General features: G+C 66.9%; 23 protein-coding genes. 7 read left to right on the top strand and 16 right to left on the bottom strand.

What is annotated here, in order from left to right; genetic code table 11:
• From IEY87_RS36415 to IEY87_RS36425, 3 genes are all read right to left on the bottom strand, one after another.
• Positions 1-285 (bottom strand): hypothetical protein (locus tag IEY87_RS36415; protein ID WP_189143401.1); only part of this gene is annotated, 285 nt, incomplete at its 3' end.
• 766 nt (positions 286-1,051) lie between these two features.
• The gene (gene polX / locus IEY87_RS36420; RefSeq protein WP_189143402.1) at positions 1,052-2,734 is read right to left on the bottom strand and encodes a DNA polymerase/3'-5' exonuclease PolX; all 1,683 of its coding nucleotides are present in this window, start codon (positions 2,732-2,734) and stop codon (positions 1,052-1,054) included.
• Positions 2,735-2,855: 121 nt separating this feature from the next.
• The gene (locus IEY87_RS36425) at positions 2,856-3,269 is read right to left on the bottom strand and encodes a DUF2000 domain-containing protein (protein WP_189143403.1); all 414 of its coding nucleotides are present in this window, start codon (positions 3,267-3,269) and stop codon (positions 2,856-2,858) included.
• 181 nt (positions 3,270-3,450) lie between these two features.
• Here IEY87_RS36425 and IEY87_RS36430 point away from each other — a divergent pair, with 181 nt between their 5' ends.
• From IEY87_RS36430 to IEY87_RS36440, 3 genes are all read left to right on the top strand, one after another.
• Positions 3,451-3,945: an Lrp/AsnC family transcriptional regulator gene (locus IEY87_RS36430; RefSeq protein WP_189143404.1), complete on the top strand. Its 495-nt coding sequence runs from the start codon at positions 3,451-3,453 to the stop codon at positions 3,943-3,945.
• A gap of 97 nt (positions 3,946-4,042) precedes the next feature.
• Entirely contained in the window at positions 4,043-5,314 is a 1,272-nt protein-coding gene (locus IEY87_RS36435; protein ID WP_189143405.1) for an acyl-CoA dehydrogenase family protein, read from the top strand.
• 93 nt (positions 5,315-5,407) lie between these two features.
• Entirely contained in the window at positions 5,408-5,569 is a 162-nt protein-coding gene (locus IEY87_RS36440; RefSeq protein ID WP_189143406.1) for a hypothetical protein, read from the top strand.
• Here the strand turns inward: IEY87_RS36440 and IEY87_RS36445 are convergent.
• From IEY87_RS36445 to IEY87_RS36465, 5 genes are all read right to left on the bottom strand, one after another.
• Positions 5,564-6,127: an NUDIX hydrolase gene (locus tag IEY87_RS36445; protein WP_189143407.1), complete on the bottom strand. Its 564-nt coding sequence runs from the start codon at positions 6,125-6,127 to the stop codon at positions 5,564-5,566. The genes IEY87_RS36440 and IEY87_RS36445 overlap by 6 nt on opposite strands.
• A 1-nt stretch (position 6,128) precedes the next feature.
• Positions 6,129-7,340: a hypothetical protein gene (locus tag IEY87_RS36450; RefSeq protein ID WP_189143408.1), complete on the bottom strand. Its 1,212-nt coding sequence runs from the start codon at positions 7,338-7,340 to the stop codon at positions 6,129-6,131.
• The gene (locus IEY87_RS36455) at positions 7,333-8,298 is read right to left on the bottom strand and encodes an NAD(P)-binding domain-containing protein (protein WP_189143409.1); all 966 of its coding nucleotides are present in this window, start codon (positions 8,296-8,298) and stop codon (positions 7,333-7,335) included. The genes IEY87_RS36450 and IEY87_RS36455 overlap by 8 nt, the downstream gene beginning before the upstream one ends.
• A 136-nt stretch (positions 8,299-8,434) precedes the next feature.
• Entirely contained in the window at positions 8,435-9,559 is a 1,125-nt protein-coding gene (locus IEY87_RS36460) for a dienelactone hydrolase family protein (RefSeq protein ID WP_189143410.1), read from the bottom strand.
• A 181-nt stretch (positions 9,560-9,740) separates the two neighbouring features.
• Entirely contained in the window at positions 9,741-10,397 is a 657-nt protein-coding gene (locus IEY87_RS36465; protein WP_189143411.1) for a TetR/AcrR family transcriptional regulator, read from the bottom strand.
• 120 nt (positions 10,398-10,517) lie between these two features.
• Here IEY87_RS36465 and IEY87_RS36470 point away from each other — a divergent pair, with 120 nt between their 5' ends.
• A complete protein-coding gene (locus IEY87_RS36470) occupies positions 10,518-11,012 on the top strand; it encodes a nitroreductase family deazaflavin-dependent oxidoreductase (protein WP_189143412.1) in 495 nt (164 codons plus the stop codon).
• 24 nt (positions 11,013-11,036) lie between these two features.
• On the opposite strand, the gene IEY87_RS36475 is transcribed toward IEY87_RS36470, so the two are convergent.
• The gene (locus IEY87_RS36475; RefSeq protein ID WP_189143413.1) at positions 11,037-11,981 is read right to left on the bottom strand and encodes an AraC family transcriptional regulator; all 945 of its coding nucleotides are present in this window, start codon (positions 11,979-11,981) and stop codon (positions 11,037-11,039) included.
• Between the two features lie 114 nt (positions 11,982-12,095).
• On the opposite strand from IEY87_RS36475, the gene IEY87_RS36480 reads away from it, so the two are divergent.
• Complete coding sequence (locus IEY87_RS36480; RefSeq protein WP_189143414.1) at positions 12,096-12,920, top strand: NAD(P)H-binding protein; 825 nt, start codon at positions 12,096-12,098, stop codon at positions 12,918-12,920.
• A 47-nt stretch (positions 12,921-12,967) separates the two neighbouring features.
• On the opposite strand, the gene IEY87_RS36485 is transcribed toward IEY87_RS36480, so the two are convergent.
• The 7 genes from IEY87_RS36485 to IEY87_RS36515 form a co-directional block, all read right to left on the bottom strand.
• A complete protein-coding gene (locus IEY87_RS36485; protein WP_225277609.1) occupies positions 12,968-14,788 on the bottom strand; it encodes a pectate lyase-like domain-containing protein in 1,821 nt (606 codons plus the stop codon).
• Positions 14,789-14,995: 207 nt separating this feature from the next.
• On the bottom strand, positions 14,996-16,252 hold the full coding sequence (gene fmdA, locus IEY87_RS36490; RefSeq protein ID WP_189143416.1) for a formamidase: 1,257 nt from the start codon (positions 16,250-16,252) through the stop codon (positions 14,996-14,998).
• Positions 16,253-16,280: 28 nt separating this feature from the next.
• Complete coding sequence (locus IEY87_RS36495; RefSeq protein ID WP_189143417.1) at positions 16,281-16,562, bottom strand: FmdB family zinc ribbon protein; 282 nt, start codon at positions 16,560-16,562, stop codon at positions 16,281-16,283.
• 207 nt (positions 16,563-16,769) lie between these two features.
• A complete protein-coding gene (locus IEY87_RS36500) occupies positions 16,770-17,342 on the bottom strand; it encodes a TIGR03086 family metal-binding protein (protein ID WP_189143418.1) in 573 nt (190 codons plus the stop codon).
• A 76-nt stretch (positions 17,343-17,418) separates the two neighbouring features.
• Positions 17,419-18,387, bottom strand: a complete 969-nt coding sequence (locus tag IEY87_RS36505) for an aldo/keto reductase (RefSeq protein ID WP_189143419.1) — start codon at positions 18,385-18,387, stop codon at positions 17,419-17,421.
• 35 nt (positions 18,388-18,422) lie between these two features.
• Positions 18,423-19,460: a zinc-dependent alcohol dehydrogenase family protein gene (locus IEY87_RS36510; protein ID WP_189143420.1), complete on the bottom strand. Its 1,038-nt coding sequence runs from the start codon at positions 19,458-19,460 to the stop codon at positions 18,423-18,425.
• A 1-nt stretch (position 19,461) separates the two neighbouring features.
• Entirely contained in the window at positions 19,462-20,289 is an 828-nt protein-coding gene (locus tag IEY87_RS36515; protein WP_189143421.1) for a helix-turn-helix transcriptional regulator, read from the bottom strand.
• Between the two features lie 105 nt (positions 20,290-20,394).
• Between IEY87_RS36515 and IEY87_RS36520 the strand changes: the two genes are divergently transcribed.
• Together IEY87_RS36520 and IEY87_RS36525 are read left to right on the top strand one after the other, a co-directional pair.
• On the top strand, positions 20,395-21,105 hold the full coding sequence (locus IEY87_RS36520) for an SDR family oxidoreductase (RefSeq protein ID WP_189143422.1): 711 nt from the start codon (positions 20,395-20,397) through the stop codon (positions 21,103-21,105).
• A 117-nt stretch (positions 21,106-21,222) separates the two neighbouring features.
• Positions 21,223-22,539: a glutamate-cysteine ligase family protein gene (locus IEY87_RS36525; RefSeq protein ID WP_225277608.1), complete on the top strand. Its 1,317-nt coding sequence runs from the start codon at positions 21,223-21,225 to the stop codon at positions 22,537-22,539.
• Positions 22,540-22,550 lie beyond the last annotated feature (11 nt).

Below are 22,550 nucleotides of genomic sequence, written 5' to 3' on the forward strand. Positions count from 1 at the left end.
GCCGCCGCCGCCGCCCCCGCCGCCGCCGCCGGCGTTGTTGTTGTTGGTGATGTTGATGTCGCCGCCGCCACCGCCACCGCCACCGCCGCCGTGTCCTCTGGCGCGGCACTTAGCCGGCTTCTTGTGGAACTTGCAGGGATGCAGTGGCTGGTTGAGCGTCTCGGTAGAAGACGTCCTCTGAGCCAGAGGTTCGGCGCTAGCGGCTGAGGCTGGCATCGTGATTGGGGCGACAAAGGCGGAAAGCACCATCGCGCCGGCGGTGAGGGTATTCTTGATCTTCATCATGACAGATCACTCCTCGGTGATCTTGAAGTCGGGGCCGCGCTCGGGATGTGAAATGCCGCGTTGGCGCTGAAGGCGCCGGCACGTCGTCAAGCCGACCGCATGACATTGGATCTCTTGTTCACGCTAGATGTGGTGCGTGGAATTGGTCATCTCGCGCAGGCAAAGGTACAGATTCGTTCCAATTGCCCTGGTGGGTGGGCAATTATTGTCCAGAAGTACTTAACTACACTCAGTTGCGCCCGTCGTGTCGGTGGTGTGTAGCTGTCAAAGTTCTGTTAGCTCCCAGTGGAGATTCCCGACGAAATTTCACGTTTAATCAATGCATATCATCGAAGGGTCGGCTGTTGTAAAGCGTCCGGAATGGCCGCCGTGTTCGCCTATTGCCCACGTATACAGGAGCCCGCGCGCGACCGTGCGGCATCGGACGGGCGCTGGAACTGCCGGTCCGGTCTACCGGTGATGCGCAGGTAGATCAGGTCTCCCTTTGCCGGTGCCCGGCGTGACCTGGGACTGTCGAGTCGTTCTTGGCCAGAATGACGACCCATGCCGCGCGGGCTCCTGGCTTCTCATCTCGAGAGGAGCGGAAGGGTCGCATATAAGAGACCCTGTGTCAGAAGTTCAATCTCATATATGAGATTGAATGGTGACTTATATGTAGTGTGCCCAACCGATGCCTGCCATAGGGGGAATACGCCAGGCGTCGTACGATCGGGCTGACAGGAGCTATGCGGGAGGCGATAAGCGTGCGGGTCGGCACCCCGAGAGATCAGCGGCCCAAGAAGGCGAGCAACCGCTCCAGCGGCCAGGTGTTGATCACATCGTCGGTCGTCAACCAGGCCCGCTGCGCGATCCCGATCCCGAACCGCTGATGACTCAGGTGCGGAATCGCGTGCGAGTCACTGTCGATGGAGAACTTCACCCCATGGTGCTTGGCCAGCCGCACCAGGTCGGCGGGCAGGTCCGAGCGGTCCGGGTAGGAGTCGATCTCCATCGCCGTGCCCGTGCGGGCGGCCGCGCGGAAGACGGCGTCCCAGTCGGCGTCCACCGGCGGCCGCTTGCCGATCTTGCGGGTGGTGGGGTGGCCGATGATGTCCACGTACGGGTTCTCGCAGGCGGCGATGAAGCGGCGGGTCATCTCCTCGCGGGTCATCCCGAAATGGGAGTGGACCGAGGCGACACAGACGTCGAAGTCACGCAGGATCTCCTCGGGCCAGTCGACGGACCCGTCGGGCGCGATGTTGAGCTCGGTGCCGTGCAGCAGGCGCATGTCCGGATAGTGCTGCTGCAGCTTGGCCACCTGCTGACGCTGCTCCAGGGCCCTGTCGAGCGTCATCCGCTGCATGGCCAGGTCCGGGGCGTGATCGGTGACCGCGTAGTAGGAGTAGCCGCGGGCGTGACCGGCCGCCACCATGTCCTCCAGCGACGCGATCCCGTCGTTGAGGTCGGTGTGCGTGTGCAGGTCGCCACGCAGGTCCGGCAGCTCCACCAGGACGGGGAGCTCGCCGCGCAGCGCCGCCCGCACCTCGCCGCCGTCCTCCCGCATCGGCGGCGGCACGAACTGCATGCCGAGCGCGGCGTAGATCTCCTCCTCGGACTCCGAGGCGATCACCCGCTCACCCTCGAACAGGCCGTACTCCGACAGCTTCCAGCCCTTCTTGACCGCCATCTCCCGAATCGCGACGTTATGCTCCTTGGAACCGGTGAAGTACTGCATCGCCGCGCCCCACGACTCCGCCGGCACCAGGCGCAGGTCCACCTGCATGCCGGACGTGGTCCGTACGGACGTCTTCTTGTCGCCCGCCGCGATCACCTCCGCGACGTACGGCTGAGCGCGGAACGTCTCCATGATCGACTCGGGTGCGACGGCGAGGATGTCGATGTCACCGATCGTGTCCTTCATCCGCCGCAGTGACCCGGCATAGGCGATGCGGTGGGCCTGGAGCGAGGCCATCACCTGCTCCGCCACGCCTGTCGCGACCCCGATGTGCACCCGCCGCCCCGACTGCTCGAGCTGCTCGACGCCCTTGGCCAGATTGGCCAGCGTCTTGGGGCCGAGCCCCTTGACCCCGTCGAGCCGCCCGGCCGCGATCGCCTCGCCGAGCGCCGTGGGGGAGTCGATGCCGAAGTCCTCGAACAGCATGATCGCCGTCTTCGGCCCCAGCGTCGGCACGCGCGTCAGCCGACGCACCCCGTCGGGCACCCGCCCGCGCAGGTCGTCGAGCTGCCGGAAGCTCCCCCGCTGCAGGAACTCCTCCATCTTCTTCGCGATCGCCTCGCCCACCCCGGGCACGCCACGCACGTCGACCGCCGAGATGTCCTCGGGGAACCCGGCGATCGCCTTGGCGGCCTTCTGATAGCTGCGCACCCGGAACGCGTCACCGCCCGTCAGCGCGAACAGCTCTGCGTATTCCTGGAGGGCGGCGGCCGCCTCGTCATTAGCCCGTGCCATGACCCCAGCTTAGGAGGACGCCCCGACAGAATCCGGCGGCCCGGCCCGTCGCGCACGGCGGTGGCGAAGTCGAAGTCCTCGGCCGGGCGGCACTCCATGGCCATGAACCGGTGGCCGCCGGTCAGGCGTGCAGGGGAAAGCGCTTGGTGAGGGCGGTCACGCGGTTGCGCGGCCCGAACACGGCGACGGCCACGAAGTCGACGTCCGCCGCAGACGTGCTCTTCAACGTGGCGAGATAGTCGTCGTAGTCACGGGCGCGGCGGGCCACCTCGTTGAAGCCCACCGTGATCAGGTCCTCGCGGGCCTGGGCGCGGTCGTGCAGGTCCCGCAACGCGTCGGCGGACGCGGTGAGCACGGGCACCGGATGGGGATTCAGGCCCGCGTGGGATCGGCCGGACGCGTCGGTGCCGTCGTCGCCGAGTGGGTGGCCCAGGCGCGCGCCCAGGCTGAGGCCGACCACCGCGGCCGCGTTCACCGCGAGCGCGGGATCGAGGTCGTCGCGGACGACGAGGACCAGCTTCGTGGTCAAGGACATGGTGGATCTTCCGTTCTGCCTGTCGAGCGTGGACGCGGGCACGGCGGGCCCGTGCGGATCAGGACCTGTTCGAGCATGGACCTGTCATCCGATCGGTTCCTCTCCTCAAGCATCGGGCATCCGGCTGTACGAGAGAGGCCCGGCCGTACGAATGTTCGGAATGACCGGCATAATCCCGTACATGGACGAACTTGATTCGGAGATCATCCGCCTTCTCCAGACAGATGCGCGGCAGTCCAACCGCGAGCTGGCACGCACGCTCGGCGTCGCGCCCTCGACCTGCCTGGAGCGCGTCAGGGCGCTCACCCGTCGTGGCGTCATCCGGGGTTACCACGCCGAGATCAACCCGGCCGCGCTCAATCGCGGCGTCCAGGCCATGGTCTCGGTGCAGGTACGCCCCCTCAGCCGCGCCGTCATCGACACCTTCAAGAGCTCGGCGAGCGCGATGCCCGAGGTGCTCAGCGTCTTCGTGCTGGGCGGCGGCGACGACTTCCTGCTCCACGTCGCGGTCCAGGATCTCGACCACCTGCACGCCTTCCTGCTCGACCGGCTCAGCAAGCGCCGGGAGATCGCGGGCTTCCGCACCTCGGTGATCTTCCAGCAGGTGCACGACACCGCCCCCAGCAGACTTCCCGACGTGCCCGGCCACCCACAGCCGCCTGCCGGGACGACCTGACCGTCTCAGGAGCGGGGCGGCCGCCAGAGGTCCTGGGGGGAGCGATCAGGGGCGGGGGTTCGCGCGGGCCGAGGACGCCGAGCTCAAAGCCTTCCTGGTGCCCACGGACGCGCCCGGCAGCACGACCAGCCCCATCGAGGTCGAGATCGTCTCCCCGGAACGCCAGTACTCCGTCTTCTTCGACGACGTCCGGGTGCCCGCCGACGCGGTGGTCGGCCCCGACGCCGGTCCGGCCGTCCTGTACGCCGGCCTCAGCTCCGAGCGCATCGTGAGCGCCGCCCTGCTGAACGGCATCGCCAGGTACGCCATCGACATCGCGGCCGACTATGCCCGCAAGCGCACGGTCTGGAACGTGCCGATCGGCGCGCACCAGGCCATCTCCCACCCGCCGGCCAGGGCCGAGACCGCGCCGGCCGGCGCCCGGCTGCTGACCGCGGCGGCCGCCCAGGCCTTTGATCGGGGCGAGTCCGGCGGCATCCAGGCGACTTCTTCCTGGCCCGCTGAGCGGTCGGGCGGAGGTCCCCCACTTCCCGGCCCGCTGAGCGTCGAATGGAAGCTTCCTGGCTCGCTGAGCGTCGGATCGAAACGCCACCGTGATCAGTCCCTGGCAAGATCACCCGCCATGAGACTCCTTCTCCCGATCATCGTGGCCGGCTCGGCCGTGCTCATCGCGGCGGCTCCGGCCCAGGCCGCCCCCAAGGACCCGGCCAAGGCGGTGAAGGCGCAGCTGGTCGCCGGTCACGGCGTCCGGTTCAGCGAGACGATCAAACAGGTGAGTGACGGCACGTCCAGCGTGTTGGTGCGGCGCTCCGGCACCTTGCAGTTCGGCAAGGGCAAGGTCGTCGCCTCGGACATCACGGGCACGTTCGCCTCGGGGAAGGGCAACAAGCCCGAGCGGACGATCATGATCGGCCGCACCTTCTGGACGTCGGGCGGCCTCTACCGGTCGGGCCTGCCCAAGGGCAAGACCTGGTACAAGCGGCCGAGCGCGCTCGCCAGCGGCGCCGTCACCGGGCTGGTCATCCAGGTGGTGGACGCGGCCGAGCCCTCGACCCTCGCCGCCCTGGTCCAGAAGGGCAAGCGCGGCAAGTCCGGCTACAGCGGGACCATCACCTTCAAGCAACTCGGCAAGGTCTCCCGCTCGCTCCGAGCCGCCAAGCCGGTCTTCGCCACACCCGACACCGACATCACGTACGCCCTCACCCTCGACGCCAAGGGCCTGCCGAGCCGCCTGACCACGTCGTGGGAGGCGGCGATGCTGGGGTCGGACCGGACGTACAAGGTCGAGACCCGCTACCGAGGCTGGGGCACCAAGATCTCGATCAAGCCCCCACCCCCCGCCAAGACCTCCACCAAACTGACCCGCTGAGCGGCAGATCCCGCTCGCCGTACCCTTCAGGCTTGATTTGGCGACAGAAGGTCGCGCAGGCTCCGGCCCGTTGGTCGCCGAGGTGCCGAAGACGTGCACCTCGCGGTGGAACTGCTGTCCGGTGTCATGCGCGCCGGCGCCGAACGCATCGGCCGGGCTCCGGTCGCCTTCGCGGCCAGGGTCCGCGCGGCGCGGGAGATCATCCTCGCGTCGCCGGCCCACCACCCGGATCACACGGCAGGGACATCTTCATGAACCCGGTCCTGAAAGATTTCGAGCAATATGCACACCTGAGAAGAAGAGACTGCACAGCGTGAGACTATCCGTGATGTGCCCCTGCTTGATGAGATCGGATATCTCCAGTTCGGGTATGTATGCAGCTCTCCCCAGGTCTTCTTCCCTCGCCGCAGGGTCCGCCGACCGTAGGGACTCCTCTGCTGCCGATGCCGTGAACACGTAAACACGCTGATCGCTGAGCCCGGGAAGCGCGTAAAAGCAACCGGCCAAGGTCAAACCGGCGTCAACTACACCGGTCTCTTCTCGCAGTTCCCGTGCCGCCGCTGCCTCAGGAGTCTCACCGGCGTCGATGGCACCCATGGGAAGCTCGAGCGACCATTCGCCGGTGGGATAACGGAAACTGTTGAGCATGAGGATGAGGCCCGAAGGGGAGGAGACACAGATGGTCACCGCGTCGGGGCGCTTGACAACAGCATAGATACCCTCGCCTTCCGCCCGCTTGATCACATCCTCGAAAACCGAAATCCATTGGTTCTCGTACGCAACCTTCCGGGAAACGCGCTTGAACTTGGACACTCTATATGCCTTCCCATGCGTCAAGAAAGCTTGGCTTCTTTTGGTCCATCAGTCTTTCCAGTGTCAGATCGATACAGAGGAGCGACTGTGGTTCGAAATCCTTTGCCTGGACGCCGCATTTGGTCCAAGCATAGGATATGTCGGATCGCCCTAGGTTCACTATCAGATTCTTGGAGTCCCAGACGTAACGTTCGATCGCCTTTATTTCAGTATCAAAAACGCGATTCATCGACCCCGGTCTCATCGTAAGAAGACGGGCGAGCTTCATCGACGTCGATTCGATCTGCCAGTAGGCCAGTATGTCTATCGCTCCGGTTCGTAGATTTCTGGTCAGCCCCACCGGCTGGATCCTGCGGGGATCTCCCCGGACATGCCCGATCTCGCGCGTCGTCTCGTGCTCTATGGTTCGCGAAAAATCTAGCTGTGTCCCATTTCCTAGGACATCGTCTCTGCCGCAAAAACCGCTCACGGACACGTCCCAGCGATCGCGAGCGAACAGGACGTTGGCACCGCGTTTTCTGAGAAGAATTCTCTTGTCGGAGGTGACAAGGCACGTCTGTGAGCCCAGCAGGCCAACATGCCCACTCTTCCACTCGGCACGAATGGAAGAGCTGATTCTTTTCAGCGCCAAAAGACGCTGGAGCGTCGATGAGCGAATCTCGGGAGGCGCCATCGGATCGTTTATCATGGCGAAGACCGAATAATCGATGGGGGCAACCCCGATGACAAATCGCCCTTGTTTTCCGGTCTCCCTCGAATAAGATACGGGTATATATCGCAAGGCGTCATAATACGACATGAGGCCTAGCGCCTCACGCCTTGCATTAAGATCTCCAAATCCTATGCGCACTTCATGGTCCGCACGCATCGCGAGGCTCAGGTCGATGTTGATCTCCACATTTCGACCTATGATCGGCAAGTTCAGCAAAAAGGGAGAAGATGGCGACTGCGCATCATGAGTAATAGGGACAGATTCGGTGGGCATCAATTGCCTCGCAAGCCTGTGCCGCCTTTTGAAGCCAAAGACGAACGCTACGACTGATGTCCCGAAGCCTAGCGCACCCAGCGCTACTACCGTGGTCACCACACTGAACTGGGATACAAGGTAGGGCAAGGATGCTATCAATATGGCCAGAACGGCACCGCCGGCGACTTGCGCTGAGGTCTGTACCAGAAAGTCACGCCACGTCTTCGGGCGATCCTTCTCATCCACGCTTGCCGCCTCGCGGCAAGGGTGTTGTAGCTTTCAGGAGAAAGTCCTGAGCAACTGGCGCCAGTCGGGTCCGGCCGTCGGCGAGATCCAGAAGATTACGGGTCGGCACAGGGTTCTCACCGACCGTCGCCGCGACCGAGTCGTTGGTTGCGTCCGCGCCTTCGAGTACCTGTGCGTCCACGCCGTGCTGCTCGAAGCTTTGCAGCAGAGCCTTGAGGTCCTTCGGCAGGCACCACTTACCAAAAGCCCCGCCCGGCACTCGCAGTGTCGTAGCGAATCGATCTCGCTCAATTATTGCGCTGCACAGCTCAACGAAATAGGCTCTGTCGAGCCCGATTGCATCTGCGTAGGCCAGATACTCGTTCCACAGACTGATCAGAACCGTGTCGATAGTATTCTCGACGTATTTGAGAAGCTCTACTGCCTCGAAGCTGGAGCTGACGTATCGAGGCGAGCCCGGGAACTCCTCATACAGCCTGTCGAGGATCTTGGTGGCCTGCTCGGGCCCTCCGTACGCGATCCTGGGGGGATTATTTGAATCCTCCCACTGGGTTTCCTTGGAGAGGAAGCTCGGATTGACCGCAAAAAGGGTGCGCTTGAATGACGCAGCCAGTTGAGCCGCTGTCCCAGGAGGGCAAGTGCTCCTTTGTACTACTACCGAGACGCTCCATTCGGTGGACGACTCTATAATGGACAGCTCCCTGACAAGAGACCTGATGATCGTCAGATCTGCGGCTCCCGACAGAGGGAGAGGATCCGTAGGGACACACATGAATACCGCATCGACCGTCGCTACATCGGTGAGATCGGTGAGACTTGCGTCGGAACCAAATGTTTCGGCGACCCGCTCCCGCATCTGCGGGAGGGGATCGTAACCGTATACTTGATACCCTCTGGTCGAAAATGCCCTAAGGGTATTGAACCCGACATTCCCGCATCCTAATACGGCGACCTTCAAGGTGCCTCCCGACGACAGTCGAACTGGCGATCCAAAGTCCCGGTGGTTGCGTCAGCCAAGAATCCCGATTATGCACCAGGGTTCTTGAGAAATCTAGTGCGGTTCGGTCGATCCGGAATGACGATTTTCGGCTTTCCTATAAGGCGAGCTTCGACTCCAGAAAGGCGAATGCCGCGTCTTGCATCTCGAGGTCGAAGCGGTGCGGGCCAGGAAAGAACTGAGCGGTGTACGATTTCGTCGCCCCCGCCTCTTGATAGTAGCGCGAAATTTTCCCGTGGCCGGCTTCCATGCCTTCGGGGGTGAAAAGCTGGTCATCCAGCAAGTATTGGACCAGCAGTGGAGAAGGAGCTCGACAGCCGGCGAGATCAGGCCAGTCGTACCCTGAAGAGGTCAGCTCCGGCGGAAAAAGCAGCCACGTATGGGATGCTACGTTCTGCTGCGAAAGATGGCGATAGGTCGTCATCATTCCTACGACAACTGCTGCGCGAATGTGCGGAGAAGTGGCATTGAGAAGAACCGCACGACACCCGCCGCCGGACAGGCCGATGCACGCAACTCGGGCGCGGTCGACATCCACTCTTGAAAGCAGATAAGACAAGGCCACCCTGTCTTCATATGCAATAAGAGCGGACAGGCTCACGCCTGCCGAAATGCATAGTTTCGCGATCGCATGCTCATGTCTTGCGGCGAGCCGGTTGTACCAGGACACCTGCAACGGGCCACCGTATTCCGCCTCCTGTATCATCCATTCATTCTCCGGAGGAGGTGAGATCGAAGACGGTAGCTCCTCTGCCGGAAACCTGCGACTTCCCCACATGAGAACATCTGGAACCAGAACCACGTACCCGAGTCTGGCCAATTCATTCGCGTATGCCCTCCCGCCGTAGACTTGTTGTCGGAGGTAAGACAACTCCGGTGGCAGGCCACCGGGTCCATCGGCGATCTTCTCTTTGCCATGAAATTTATACGAATCATGACTGTGGAGTGCAACTACGGCGGGAAGGGTGCCGCCGGCAGGTCTTGCCGGCTTGAAAAGCCATGCCACCGTCCGAGGGCCATATCCCACGCTATATGAAATCTCTTCGCCCACGACTTCGCCGTCGGTCCAGGTGGAATCGACCCGGGGTGACCTGGGTTCGACAGCGCTACTGAACTCCAGCGCACGTAGGGCTTCCGCTTGGTACAAACGTCGGAATCCTCCGCTCAACCGGGCGTCCGAGAGGAAATCAGAGAGACCGCTCCAGTAGCTTTCCTTGGTCATCGCATATCTCCCTCTGAAAAAGAGATCCGCTTATCCCGGATGAGAAAGTGAGGCCAAGCCAATGGCCGGGTGACGCGGAAGTTCAAGACTCCCAGCCAAACATGCGCACCGACTCGACACAACTGCTTCACCGCCGATCCCTACACCTCGGTCGTTCTCGCAGGCGGCGATGAGGGGCTTCTCACCTGTTCGGGGCCGTGTTCTTCACCGCGGACAGCAGGAGATCGATGCCGAAGGTGTAGTAGGCGTCCAGGTCTGGAGGGTCGGTGAGGGTGGTGGCGAAGGCGGTCAGGTGGGGGTAGCGGCCGGGGGGCAGGCGTTCCAGGTCGAGGCGGTGCTGTCGTCTGAGCTCCGCGGCCTCCTCCTCGTCGCCGCCCAGGCCGCCGGGCTGGCAGGAGACCATGGCCGCGGCTCCCATGACCAGGTAGGTGGCTGTCTGGTCGGCTTGCCGGAGGGTGAATCCGGCCTCGGTGAGCAGCCCGATCAGGGTGTCGGTGGCCCGTCGGTATTCCTCGGTCATGTTGCTGTCGATCATCGGCAGCAGAGCGGACAGGTACGGGTGCGCGCGGGTCTGGTCCACCAGCGCGGTGATCATCGCGCGGAGGCGTTGGTGCCACGGCCGGTGGGGGGCCACGTCGGTGACAAGCGCGGACAGCAGGCGGTCGGCGAGCGCGGACAGCAGCTCGTCCTTGTTCTTGACGTGCCAGTACAGCGCTGTCGGGGCGACGTCGAGCTCGGTGGCGAGGCGGCGGATGGTGACCGCCCCGAGCCCTTCGGCGTCGGCGAGCTGCAACGCCTGCTCGACGACGGCTTGGCGGGTCAGTTTCTCCGGAGGCACTTGACAACTGTAGGGGGTGCAGGGTCTCCTGGGCAACGTACATGTACAAAGTTCATGAACAACGTACAGGAGGGTGGAGGCCACTATGTGCCCGCAGGAAAGATCTTCATGGAGGCAGACATGAGCCGTAGTCGACCCACGCGCACGCACCGGTTCGACCACTGGCTGTATCGCGGTGGCCGTCCCAACCGGCTGGCGCGGGCGATCAACCGGGCTTGGGCCACCGTGTTCGCGGCCGGGATCCTGCAGCCGGACCGGATGGTGACCCTGGAGGTGCCGGGCCGGCGTACCGGCCGTACCATCTCCTTCCCGCTGGTCATCGCGGACCACGAGGGGGAGCGTTACCTGGTGGCGATGCTCGGCCCGGACACCAACTGGGTGCACAACGTCCGCGCGGCCGGCGGGCGGGCGGTGCTGCGGCACGGCCGCACCGAGTCCGTACGCCTGGAAGAGGTCGATCCCGGCGACCGCGCCCCGATCCTGCGCCGCTACCTGGAGCTCTCACCGGGAGGCCGCACTCACATCCGCGTGGACCCGCAGGCGCCGCTGGACGAGTTCGAGCGGATCGCCGCGCAGTACCCGGTCTTCCGCATTGCCCCCACTGACAACCGATAGCCCGGCTCCCCGTCCGGTCGTCCACTACGGTCGGGTGGAGACGAGCGGTCCTACAGCGCTCTGCCTGCGGTATTTGCCGGGTGCGATGCCGTACCGGCGTTTGAAAGCGTTGGCGAAGGCGAACTCTGAGGTGTAGCCGATGCGGGTGGCCACCTCGTTCAGCGGGGCGTCGGATTCGCGCAGGAGGTTGGCCGCGACGGTCAGACGCCACCAGGTCAGGTAGGTCAGGGGTGGCCGGCCGGCCAGGGTGGTGAAGCGGTGGGCGAAGGTGGCCCGGGACAGACCTGCCTGCGCGGCGAGGGTCTGGACGGTCCAGGGGCGTGCGAGGTCGTGGTGCATGGCGTGCAGGGCGGCGCTGACGGCTGGGTCGGCCAGCGCCGAAGCCCAGCCGGTGCCCGGTGTGGGTGGGTTCTCGAACCAGGTGCGCAGGATGTACAGCAGCAGTGTGTCGAGCAGTGCCGGCACGATGGTGTCCGCGCCGAGACGGGGATTGCCGATCTCGTTGCCGAGCAGGTCGACGGCCGCGCGCAGCTCGGGGTGGTGCCCAAGCCGGGCGGGCAGGTGGATCATCTCGGGCAGATCGCGGAGCAGCGGGTGAGTGTGGCCGGCGGAGAGTTGGTAGCCGCCGCACAGGGTCACCGTGACCGGCCCGTTCCGCCCGACGAAGTCGGAGGCGAACAGCTCGGCGTCCTCCAGCGGGTCACAGACCGGCTCGGCCAGCGGCGTCGACGGGCTGTCGGCGAGACCGTACCCGTGGCCATGGGGGAAGAACACCACGTCGCCGACACTGAGCGCGACCGGGGCACCGGAGGGCGGGATGAGCCGGCACGAGCCCTGCAGGATCACCTGAAAGCCTGCCGATCCGGGTGCTGCGGGAAAGCGCTGCCCCCACGGGGCGTGCCAGGCGACGCGCGCTGAGCGAGGCCGTCCGGAGCGCATGACGGCGATCACGTCGCTGAGCACATCCACGTGAAGAAGCTAGCACTCAGACGATCACGTATGAATTCCGGCTTCTGAAGTATTGGCCATCTTGGCTGGGCCTCTTACGTTTGACCATCAGTTGATCAATTGAGGAGGCGTTGAATGTCACGACGAATTGTGGTCACGGGGGCGACCGGCACTGTCGGCCGTCAGGTGACAGCGCAACTGCTGGAGGCCGGGGTGGGGGTTCGCGCGCTGACCCGAGGACCGGCCGATCTGCCACCCGCCGTTGAGAGTGTGCACAGTGATTTGTCGGTGCTCGATTCCCTGCGCGCCGCCGTCGAGGGCGTCGAAGCGGTGTTCCTGGTCTGGCCGTTCGCCTCGGCTGAGGGCCTTGAGGAGGTGCTGGCGCTGGCGGCCGAGCACGCCCGCCACGTGGTCTACCTGTCATCGGTGGCAGTACGTGACCACGAGCGGCGGGCCGAGCAGTTGATCGAACGGTCCGGACTGGCGTGGACGATCCTGCGCCCGCACGCTTTCGCGGCCAACACCCTGCGGTGGGCCGAGCAGATCCGCGCCGAGGGCATGGTGTCCGGGCCGTACGGCGAGGCGGCGATGTCCCTGGTACACGAGCGGGACATCGCGGCGGTCGCGGTGCGCGCGTTGACTCAGGACGGCCACGCCGGCGCCGTCCACGAACTGACCGGTCCGCACTCACTCACCCAGACCGAGCAGGTACGCATCATCGGCGAGGTGGTCGGCAGCCCGGTGCGCTGGGCGGAGACCTCCCCCCAGGACGCCCGGCGGCAGATGCTGGCCCGCGGCTGGCCGCCTGAGGTCGTGGACGGCATCCTGCGAGCCCAGGCCGAGATGACCCTCGGCCCGGCACAGGTCACCGCCACGGTGGAGGAGATCACCGGGCGCACGGCGAGCACGTTCCGCTCGTGGGTGACCGAGCACGCGCACACCTTCCGCGCCATCAGGTGACGCCGGCAGGGCGGGGCCGGGCACGGAGGGTCCGGCCCCGTCCTGGTCTACGGGGTCGGTGGGTAGTCGGCGAGGTACACCGGGACGCCCACCTTGGTCGTGTCGGCCGCCTCGCCCACGCCGTTGACGACGTGGTCGATCGTGCCGGCGCTGAGGTTGACGGTCATGATGTGGTGCAGTTTGATGCCCGGCCTTGACGGCGTCTCGAAGCCGTTCTCGGTGTGGATCTCCGGGTTGTTCTGGTTGAAGACGTACACCCCGGCGCCGTACAGGTTGTGTGTCCTGACCCGGTCGCTGACCTTGTAGCCGGCCCAGCCCTCGACGGCGCCGTTCATCCAGTCGGCCTGGGTGGGCGGGTCGTACGGCAGTTCGTTCTGGTAGAGGATCGTGGTGCCGTGCTCGCCGTTCCAGATGGTGTTGTACTGCTGGAAGTGCTCGACGAACAGGCCGGTCGCGGTCACGTGGTCGCCGTTGATGACGGCGCCGTTGCGGCCGAGGTTGGTGTTCCAGCGCTGGGTGTCGGTGAAGCCCTCGACGCCGTGGTCGGCGCGCCACACCCAGGCGTGGTCGATGAGCACGTGGTCGCTGTTGACCTCCAGCGCGGTGCCGGTCTTGCCGACATGCGGCCCGCCGACCCGGAAGTAGACGTCGGACAGGGTCGTCGGGTTGGCCGGCGAGCTTCGGTGCTGGCCGTGCTTCGTGCCCACCTGCAACAGCACCGGTGACTTGTGGAGACCCGCGTCGATGGTCACGCCGGCGACGACGACGCCCGGCACATCGGCCACGACGAGCGGGATCGAGCCGCGTACGGCGGTGAGCGTGGCGTGGCCGAGGCCGAGGACGACCGTGTTCGCCCGCTTGACCTCGATGCTCCGCGCGATGTCGTACACGCCGGGCGTGAGCAGCAGGTTCTTGCCACGCGCTAGCTGCTGGTTGATGACCTGCGCCGAGTCCGACGGCTTGGCGACGAAGAAGTCACCGATCGGCAGCGTACGGCCCGGCGTCATGCCGCCGGCCCACGTGACGCCACGGGTGCCCTTCCGGGCGGCGGGCACGCGCACCTGGTACCTGCCCCGCGCGTCGGCGTACAGGTAGGGCTTCTCCCTGCTGACAGGGGTGGCGTCGAGGGTGGTGTAGGGCGGGTTCGGGAACCCGGTCTCGTCCGGTGCGCCGACGACGCCCGAGAAGACCTGGTTCCACACGCCGTTCGACCAGCCGGCGACCTCGCTGTCGCGGATCAGCCACTGCTGCTGCGACCCGTTGGTGACGGACGGCAGCTTGGAGTCGGCGATGAAACCGCCGCTGGCGTACTGCGGGCCGGCGGTGCAGTAGTCCATGAGCGACAGGTTGCCGCCGGTGATGTTGAGCCGGCGCAGCGACACCGCCTGGGAGACGGCCCAGAAGTTCGCCGACGACCGGCAGCCGTCCTGGCCGGCCGCGTTGACGTTGATCGACAGGTTGGACAGGGTGCGCCAGAAGTTGACCAGCGCGAGGCAGTTGGCGGTGCCGCCGTCCGCCAGGCAGCGGTTGTAGACCTCGACCTTGCCGTTGATGACGACGTCGGTGGGCGAGGCGCCGAGGCCGGAGATCTCGGTGTAGTAGCCGACCTTGATCTGCAGCGGCTGCTCGGCGGTGCCGTACGTGCCGGGCTTGAAGAGGTAGGCGTGCCGGGCGGTGCCCATCTCGCTGTCGACCTGCGCGGCGTGCGCGGCGTCCAGGGTCGCCTGGATCTGCGCGACGGGCATGCCGGGGTCGAAGACGGTGACGTTCGGCCCGAGAGCGGGGGCGCCGTGGGGCGGTGTGGCAGCGGTGGCGGGCGTTCCCGTCGTCATGAGGGCGGTCGCCAGCACGAGACCGATCGTGGACACCCGGCGGATCCGTAAGCGTCGCCTCGTGGTGCCAGGGGGGTGGGCCGTCATATCGGTTCGTCCTTTCCGAAGCGCTTCGTGACACCGCCGGACCGCGAGAGAGCGCTCTCTCGCGTCGCCTGTTTCTACCGCGTGGCCGTTCCGATCACAAGAGCTCGTGGAGGCGGTGAACCGCCTCCACGAGCGAAACCGCAAGAAGGGCGCCGGTCAGCTGAAGCTGGCGTGCGGGGCGCTGGTGCCCTGGGGCACGCGGGTCGGGCCGGACGCGCTGGGCCGGATGTCGAAGTCGAAGATCGCGGTCGGCAGGTAGACGGTGGCGCAGGAGTTGGGGATGTCCACCACGCCCGACAGCCGGCCTTCGATCGGCGCGGCCCCGAGCAGCAGATATGCCTGCTCACGGCTGTAGCCGAACGTCGTCAGGTAGTCGATCGCGTGCAGGCAGGCCCGCTGGTAGGACAGCTGCGCGTCGAGATAGCGCTGCTCGCCGTCCAGCGTGACGGACGTCCCGGAGAACGCGAGCCACTCGCTGTACTGGGGCGGGACACGGCCCGGCATGAAGATGGTGTTCTCGCCGACCCCGTACGTCTCCATGCCCCCCTTGATGAGGTCGACGTGCAGGTCGATGAAGCCGCCCATCTCGATGGCCCCGCAGAAGGTGATCTCGCCGTCGCCCTGCGAGAAGTGCAGGTCGCCGACCGACAGGTTCGCGCCGGGCACGAACACCGGGTAGAAGACGCGGGACCCCTTGGTGAAATTCTTGATGTCCTGGTTGCCGCCGTTCTCCCGGGGCGGGGCCGTACGGGCGGCTTCGCCGGCGACCCGGTCGAACTCGGACGAGGGCACCGACCCGAGGATCGCGTCCTGAGGCTCCGGGGGCAGGGCCAGCGGCGGCACCCGGTGCGGAGCGGTGGCGATCAACGCCCCCTCCCGGGTGTTCCATTTCGCCAGCAGCTCCGCCGACGGGGCGGTGCCCATGAGGCCAGGGTGGACGATGCCGGTGAACGACACCGCCGGGATGTGGCGCGAGGTGGCGTCCTGACCGGAGAAGTCCCAGATCGCCTTGTAGGCGTCGGGGAACTGTTCGGTGAGGAACCCGCCGCCGTTCTTGGTGGGGAAGATTCCGGTGTAGCCCCACCCCTGGCCGGCCAGCGGGCCGCTGTCCTCCTGCGGGATGGCCCCCAAGTCGAGGATGTCCACGATCAGCAAGTCGCCCGGCTCGGCCCCCGCGACCGAGAACGGGCCGCTGAGCGCGTGCACCGTCGTCAGCGGGGCGTCACGGATGTCCTCGGCGGAGTCGTCGTTGTGGATCGCGCCGTCGAACCACTCCCGGCAGTGGACCCGGAAGCTGTCGCCCGGTTTGACGTGGGCCACCGGCGGGATCTCGGGATGCCAACGGTTGTGACCGACCTTGGCCTGGTCGGTGAATCTCTTGGTCGAGTCGAGCGGGAAGATCAGCTCTGGCACGGCTGGATTCCTTTCAGCGCGGGAACGGTCACGGGCGCGGCAGGCGTCGGGTGGCGGGATGGGCGGCCACCACGCCCGTGCCGCGGCGTCGCGGCAGGGAGGTGACGACCTCGGGCTCGGCGGCGCTGCGCTCCGCGCGCTGCAACTGAGCCGACACGGCGGCCGGAGTGCGCGCCAGCATGGGCGTCGAGAACACCCGGACCGAGGTCGCGCCGCAGTCCGGGCACGGCACCGCGGCCGTTGCGGTGCCGATCGGAAAAGCGACCTCGACGTCGGAGCAGTGCGGACAGCGATAGCCATATATCGCCATAGCGAGAGCCCTTCGCGCGAGGTTGGACAAAGCCTCCCCGGCTCAGGGCCTCTCTAGCGACGTGACCTCGGGCAACAGCCGCAGAGCCGGATACCTATGCACCGTAACGCGTGCATGAACCGCGCTCTATCTCACTTGTCCCATATTGCTCGCAGGGTAAGACAGATCGCAGAGGCCCCCGGCAAAACAGGTGTAACTCTCCAGGGCTCAGCGCCCTGACCAGAACGGGTCCCGGCCGATGAACCCGAGCAGCCTGGCCTGGGCGTCCGCATCGCCGGGCACCTCGACCGGCGCGCCGTACTGGCCGGAAGAGCGGATGGCCTGCTCCATCGGCTCCATCTGCCCGAGGAGCCGGGCACAGAAGCCGGGGTCCAGCCGGTCGTCCTGGCCGGTGGCCCGGGAGAGATCCCAGGTGTGCATGAACACGTCAGCGGTGTAGAACCGGTCGATCGCGGCCTCCACCGGCAGGCTGCCGACATGCCGGTTGACGAACTGCCGGTGCGCCGTCTCCGGGGTGTCCAGCAGCGCCTGCACCCCGTCGCAGTGCACCTGCCACGCCGCGACCGGGTCCTCGTCCACCGAGGGTCCGTGGGGCAGTTCGAGGTCGGCGCCGGAGGCGAGGAACCCGGGGAGCCATTCGGTCAGGTGGCGTACGACGTCGCGGGCGTTCCAGCCGTCGACAGGGGCGGGCGCGTCCCAGGTCCGCGTACCGCGAACCCGGTCCGTGAACAGCCCGGCGACCTGCCGGTGCCGCTCGGAAGGGCGGTCGGACAGTGCCATCGATGAGCATCCTCTCCAGCTTCGGGTACCCCCCGAGTCCTCGTGGGGGCGGCGCGCCGCCCCCACGAGAAAGATCTTAGAACCGCACCTCACGAGCCGTGTACGGCTCCGCCAGCGAAGCGAGCTCCTGCTCCGAGAGCCGCACCCCCACGGCCGCCACCGCGTCGTCCACGTGCCGATCCTTGGTCGCCCCCACGATCGGCGCCGTGACGGCCGACTGGTGGAGCAGCCAGGCCAGCGCGATCTGAGCGGCGGGCAGCTCCCGCGCACGGGCGAGCTCCGCCACCCGGTCCACGATCAGCCGGTCGTTGGCGGGCTCGTACAGGAAGTCGATCCGCTCGTCCGACCCCGTCCTCGCCGTGGCGGCGTCGGACCCGGCGCGGGCGAGCACCCCGCGCGCCAGCGGGCTCCACGGGATCACGCCCACCCCCTGGTCCGCGCAGAGGGGCAGCATCTCGCGCTCCTCCTCGCGGTAGAGGAGGTTGTAGTGGTTCTGCATGGACACGAACTTGGTCCACCCGTGCCGCTCGGCGACCTGCTGCGCCTTGGCGAACTGCCACGCCCACATGGTCGACGCGCCGATATAGCGCGCCTTGCCCGCCTTGACGACCTCGTGCAGCGCCTCCATCGTCTCCTCGATCGGCGTCTCGGGGTCCCACCGGTGGATCTGGTAGAGGTCCACGTGGTCGGTGCCGAGCCGCCGCAGCGAGTCGTCGATCGCGGTGTGGATGTGCTTGCGGGACAGGCCGCGATCGTTGCGCCCCTTGCCCATCGGGAAGAACACCTTGGTGGCGAGCACATAGTCGGAGCGGCGGGGGAAGATCCGGCGCAGCACGTTGCCGGTGACGGTCTCGCTGGCCCCTGAGCTGTAGACGTCGGCGGTGTCGAAGAAGGTGACGCCGCCGTCGGCCGCCCGCCGGATGATGGGCTCGGCCTGGTCCTCCGGCAGCGCCCACTCCTGCTTGGCCGGGTCGCCGAAGCTCATCATCCCCAAGCAGATCCGCGAGACGTGCAATCCGCTGTCACCCAGTCGCGTGTAGTCCATGCCGCCCACCATATGACCGGGAAAAGAGCGGGGTCTCAGCGGGGATACGGTGGAGTGATCATGGTGACGCCCGGCACCGAGCCGATCGCCATCAGGGCCTTGCCGGCGTCGGCGAGGCCGATGGTCCTGGTGACGAGCTGGTCCGGGTGCAGCAGACCGGCCCTGATCATCTCCATCATCGGCGGGTACGCGTGCGCCGCCATCCCATGGCTGCCCAGCAGCCGCAGCTCCAGCGCGACCACCCGGTCCATCGGCACCGGCGTCGCCCCGCCCGGCAGCAGGCCGACCTGCACGTGCCGGCCGCGCCGGCGCAGGCTCTCCACCGAGGCGGCGCAGGTCTGCGGGCTGCCCAGAGCGTCGATCGAGGTGTGCGCGCCGCCCCTGGTCAGCTCCCTGACCTGGGCGGCGGCGTCACCCGCCGAGCCGTCGACGAAGTGCGTGGCGCCCGCCTCCTCGGCCAGGTGCAGCGCGTCGGTGCTGATGTCGACGGCCACCACCCGCGCCCCAGCCGCACTCGCGATCATGATCGCGGACAGGCCCACACCCCCACAGCCGTGTACGGCCACCCACTCGCCCGGCGCCACCCGGCCGACCTGCGAGACCGCGCGGAAGGCGGTGGCGAAGCGGCAGCCGAGGCCGGCCGCGGTGACGTACGACATGTCCTCGGGGAGCGGGATGAGGTTGACGTCGGCGTGGTCGATCGCCACCAGCTCGGCGTAGGAGCCCCAATGGGTGAAGCCGGGCTGCGTCTGCCGCTCGCACACCTGCTGCTCGCCGGCGGCGCAGGCCGTACAGGATCCGCAGGCGCAGACGAACGGGACCGTCACCCGCGCGCCGGGCAGCCACCCGCGCACGTCGGAGCCGACCGCTTCGACGACGCCCGCCAGCTCGTGGCCCGGGACGTGCGGCAGGACCCGGATGTCGGGGTCGTGCCCCTGCCAGGCGTGCCAGTCGCTGCGGCACAGCCCTGTCGCCTCGACCCTGATGATCGCGCCGTGTGGGGCGGGGGACGGGTCGGGCAGCTCGCGCACGTCGAGCTCTCCACCGAAGATGTCAAAGGCAACCGCTCGCATCTCATGAGCTTAGGGTCAATCGCCGCAGCTCGCGCAAGGCCTGCTCGGAAGGGGAGCCAGGCTCGGTGGTGCAGATGACCACCTGCAGGTCATCGCGGCCGGGCACCCGCATGACCTGGCAGAGCGTCTCGATCGTGCCGGTCGCCGGGTGGGCGACGTGCGTGAGCCGCTCCTCGCGGGGCCGTACCTCGTGCGCGTCCCACACGCGGGCGAAAGCGGGGCTGAGCGCGAGCATCTCCGCGACCAGCGCCCGCAGGCCGGGGTCGTCGGGGTAGCACCCCACCGCCATGCGCAGGTTGGCGACGCAGGCGCGGGCGAAGTGGCCCTGCTGCTCGTCGTCGAGGAGCTCATCGATGTCAGGGGAGAGAAAGGTCCAGCGGATGACATTCAGGTCGTCATGCGACCGGGAGCCGAGGTCGAGGAGCGCGTAGGCCAACGGGTTCCAGGCGAGGATGTCGTACCTGGGGTTCAGGACGAAAGCGGGCACCTCCTCCAGGGAGTCGATCAGGTGCAGGGCGCTTTCCGGCACGTCGGACCTGATCCCGGGCGCGTTGAGCGGCTGCCCGGCCAGGCGGAACAGGTGGGTCCGCTCGTCCTGGTCCAGCATCAGCGCCTGGGCCAGCGCGTTGATCACCTGTCGCGACGGGTGCGGGCCGCGGCCCTGTTCCAGCCGGATGTAGTAGTCGATCGACATGCCCGCGAGCTGCGCGACCTCCTGCCTGCGCAGCCCGGGGGTACGGCGCTGCCCGGTATCGGGCAGCGCGACGTCCCCGGGCGTGACGCGGGCCCGCCTGCTGCGGAGGAATTCAGCCAGCCCGGCTCGGTTCATGAGGCCATTGTCCGTCATGTGGCATCAGACGTGGGTGGTACTGCTGATACCAGCATCAGCAGGTCTCTCCCGCTGCTCTCGCGGCCCCTGCCAGCGTGAGAGACCATGACGACGACAGCGCTCATCACAGGCGCCAACAAGGGCATCGGTTACGAGACCGCGCGGCAGCTCGGTGAGCGAGGCATCACCGCCATCGTGGGCGCGCGCGACGAGGAGCGCGGGCGGGCCGCCGCCGAACGGCTCGGTCAGCCGTACGTCCGGCTTGACGTGACGGACGAGGCGAGCGTCCAGGCTGCGGCCAAATGGATCGGAGAGGAGTACGGCTCGCTCGACATCCTGGTCAACAACGCCGGCATCGTGGCGCCGCCGCACGATCTGGCGCCCAGCGCCACCACGGCCGCCATCATGCGGCAGACCTTCGAGGTGAACGTGTTCGGCGTGGTGACCGTGACCCACGCGATGCTGCCGCTGCTGCGCCGGGCGCCCGCCGCCAGAATCGTGAACATGTCGACCGAGCTCGGCTCCCTGACGGCGGCGCTCGACCCGGACAACCAGTTCTACGCGCTGAACATGCTGGCCTACAACTCCTCCAAGTCCGCGCTCAACATGCTCACCGTCAGCTACGCCAAGGAGCTGTGGGACACCCCGATCAGAGTGAACGTCATCGACCCCGGCTTCTGCGCCACCGACTTGAACGCGCACACCGGGTTCCGCACCGCCGAACAGGGCGCGGCGGTCGCCGTGCGGCTGGCGACCCTGGACGCCGACGGTCCCACCGGCGCCTTCTTCCAGGAAGAAGGACCGCTGCCCTGGTGAAGGTGTCAAAGCCTTCCCCCAGGACAGAGAGGGGGGATGGGACAGGATCTAGATAAAGCGCGATTTTCTGAAGCAGAATTCGTCCAATTCGGGGAGCGCCTTCACGAACAGCTCGCGGTGCTGCGCGAGCTGCTCGACAAGCCGGGCTTCGGCGAGGGGCCGGTGACCATCGGGGCCGAGCTGGAGCTGTTCCTCGTGGACGAGGCGGGCCGGCCGCTGCCGCGCAACGCCGAGGTGCGCGCGGCGCTCGACGACCCACGTGTGGTGCTGGAGCTGGGCCGCTACAACCTGGAGGTGAACCTCACCCCGCTGCCGCTGGCCGGGCCGTCCTTCGAACGGCTCGGCGCGGAGATCCAGGAGACCCTCCGCAAGGTGGACGCGGCCGTCGAAGGGGGCGGGGCGCTGCCCATCGGGATCCTGCCGACGTTGAACACCGAGGACTTCACCGCCGACGCCATCAGCGACGAGAACCGCTACGAGGCGCTGAGCAGGGGCATCCGGCGGCTGCGGCTGGAGCCGTTCCTGGTCAAGATCGATGACCTGGAGCTCTCGGTGCAGAACGTGATCCTGGAGAGCGCCAACACCTCCTGGCAGGTGCACCTGCGCACCCCGCCGGACCGGTTCGCCCGGCTGTTCAACGCCGCCCAGCTGGCCATCGGCCCGGTCCTGGCCGTCTGCGGGAACTCGCCGCTGTTCCTCGGCAGGACGCTGTGGGAGGAGACAAGGATCGCGCTGTTCGAGGAGGCCGCCGACGACCGGGACGTGGAGCGGCTCTACCGCAAGGACGGCCGCGTCACCTTCGGCTCCGACTGGGTGCACGAGGGCGCGTACGAGATCTTCGAGAGGTACGTGAACGACTACGACCCGGTCGTGCCCGATCTCAGCGACGACGGCGCGCCGGGCGACGTGCCCCAGCTGCGCCTGCACCAGGGCACGATCTGGCAGTGGAACCGGCCCGTCTTCGACCCGGCCGACGGCGGCCACCTGCGCATCGAGATGCGCGCGCTGCCCGCCGGCCCTTCGCACGCGGACATGACGGCCAACACGGCGTTCCTGCTCGGGCTGACCCTGGCGCAGGCGGAACGCGACCTGACCGGATACCGCTTCGCGGAGGCGTACCAGAACTTCTACCGCGCGGCCATGCACGGGCTGGACGCCAAGCTCTCCTGGCCGGGCAAGGACGGCGAGTTCAACGCCGCGGACCTGGTGCTCAGCCTGCTGCCCGAGTCGCGGGCCGCGCTGCTGGCGGCCGGGGTGGCGGCCAAGGACGTGGACGACGCCTTCGACATCATCGAGCAGCGAACTCGGCTGGGACGTACCGGAGCGGTGTGGCAGCGGGAGACACTGGAGGCGTTCGGCGGCGACAGGGAGCGGCTGGTGCGGCGCTATCGCGAACTAGCGCTGTCCGGATTGCCAGTCCACATGTGGCCATAATGCGCAACCAT

This window comes from Nonomuraea glycinis, from assembly GCF_014646515.1.
GTDB classification, from domain to species: Bacteria; Actinomycetota; Actinomycetes; order Streptosporangiales; family Streptosporangiaceae; genus Nonomuraea; species Nonomuraea glycinis.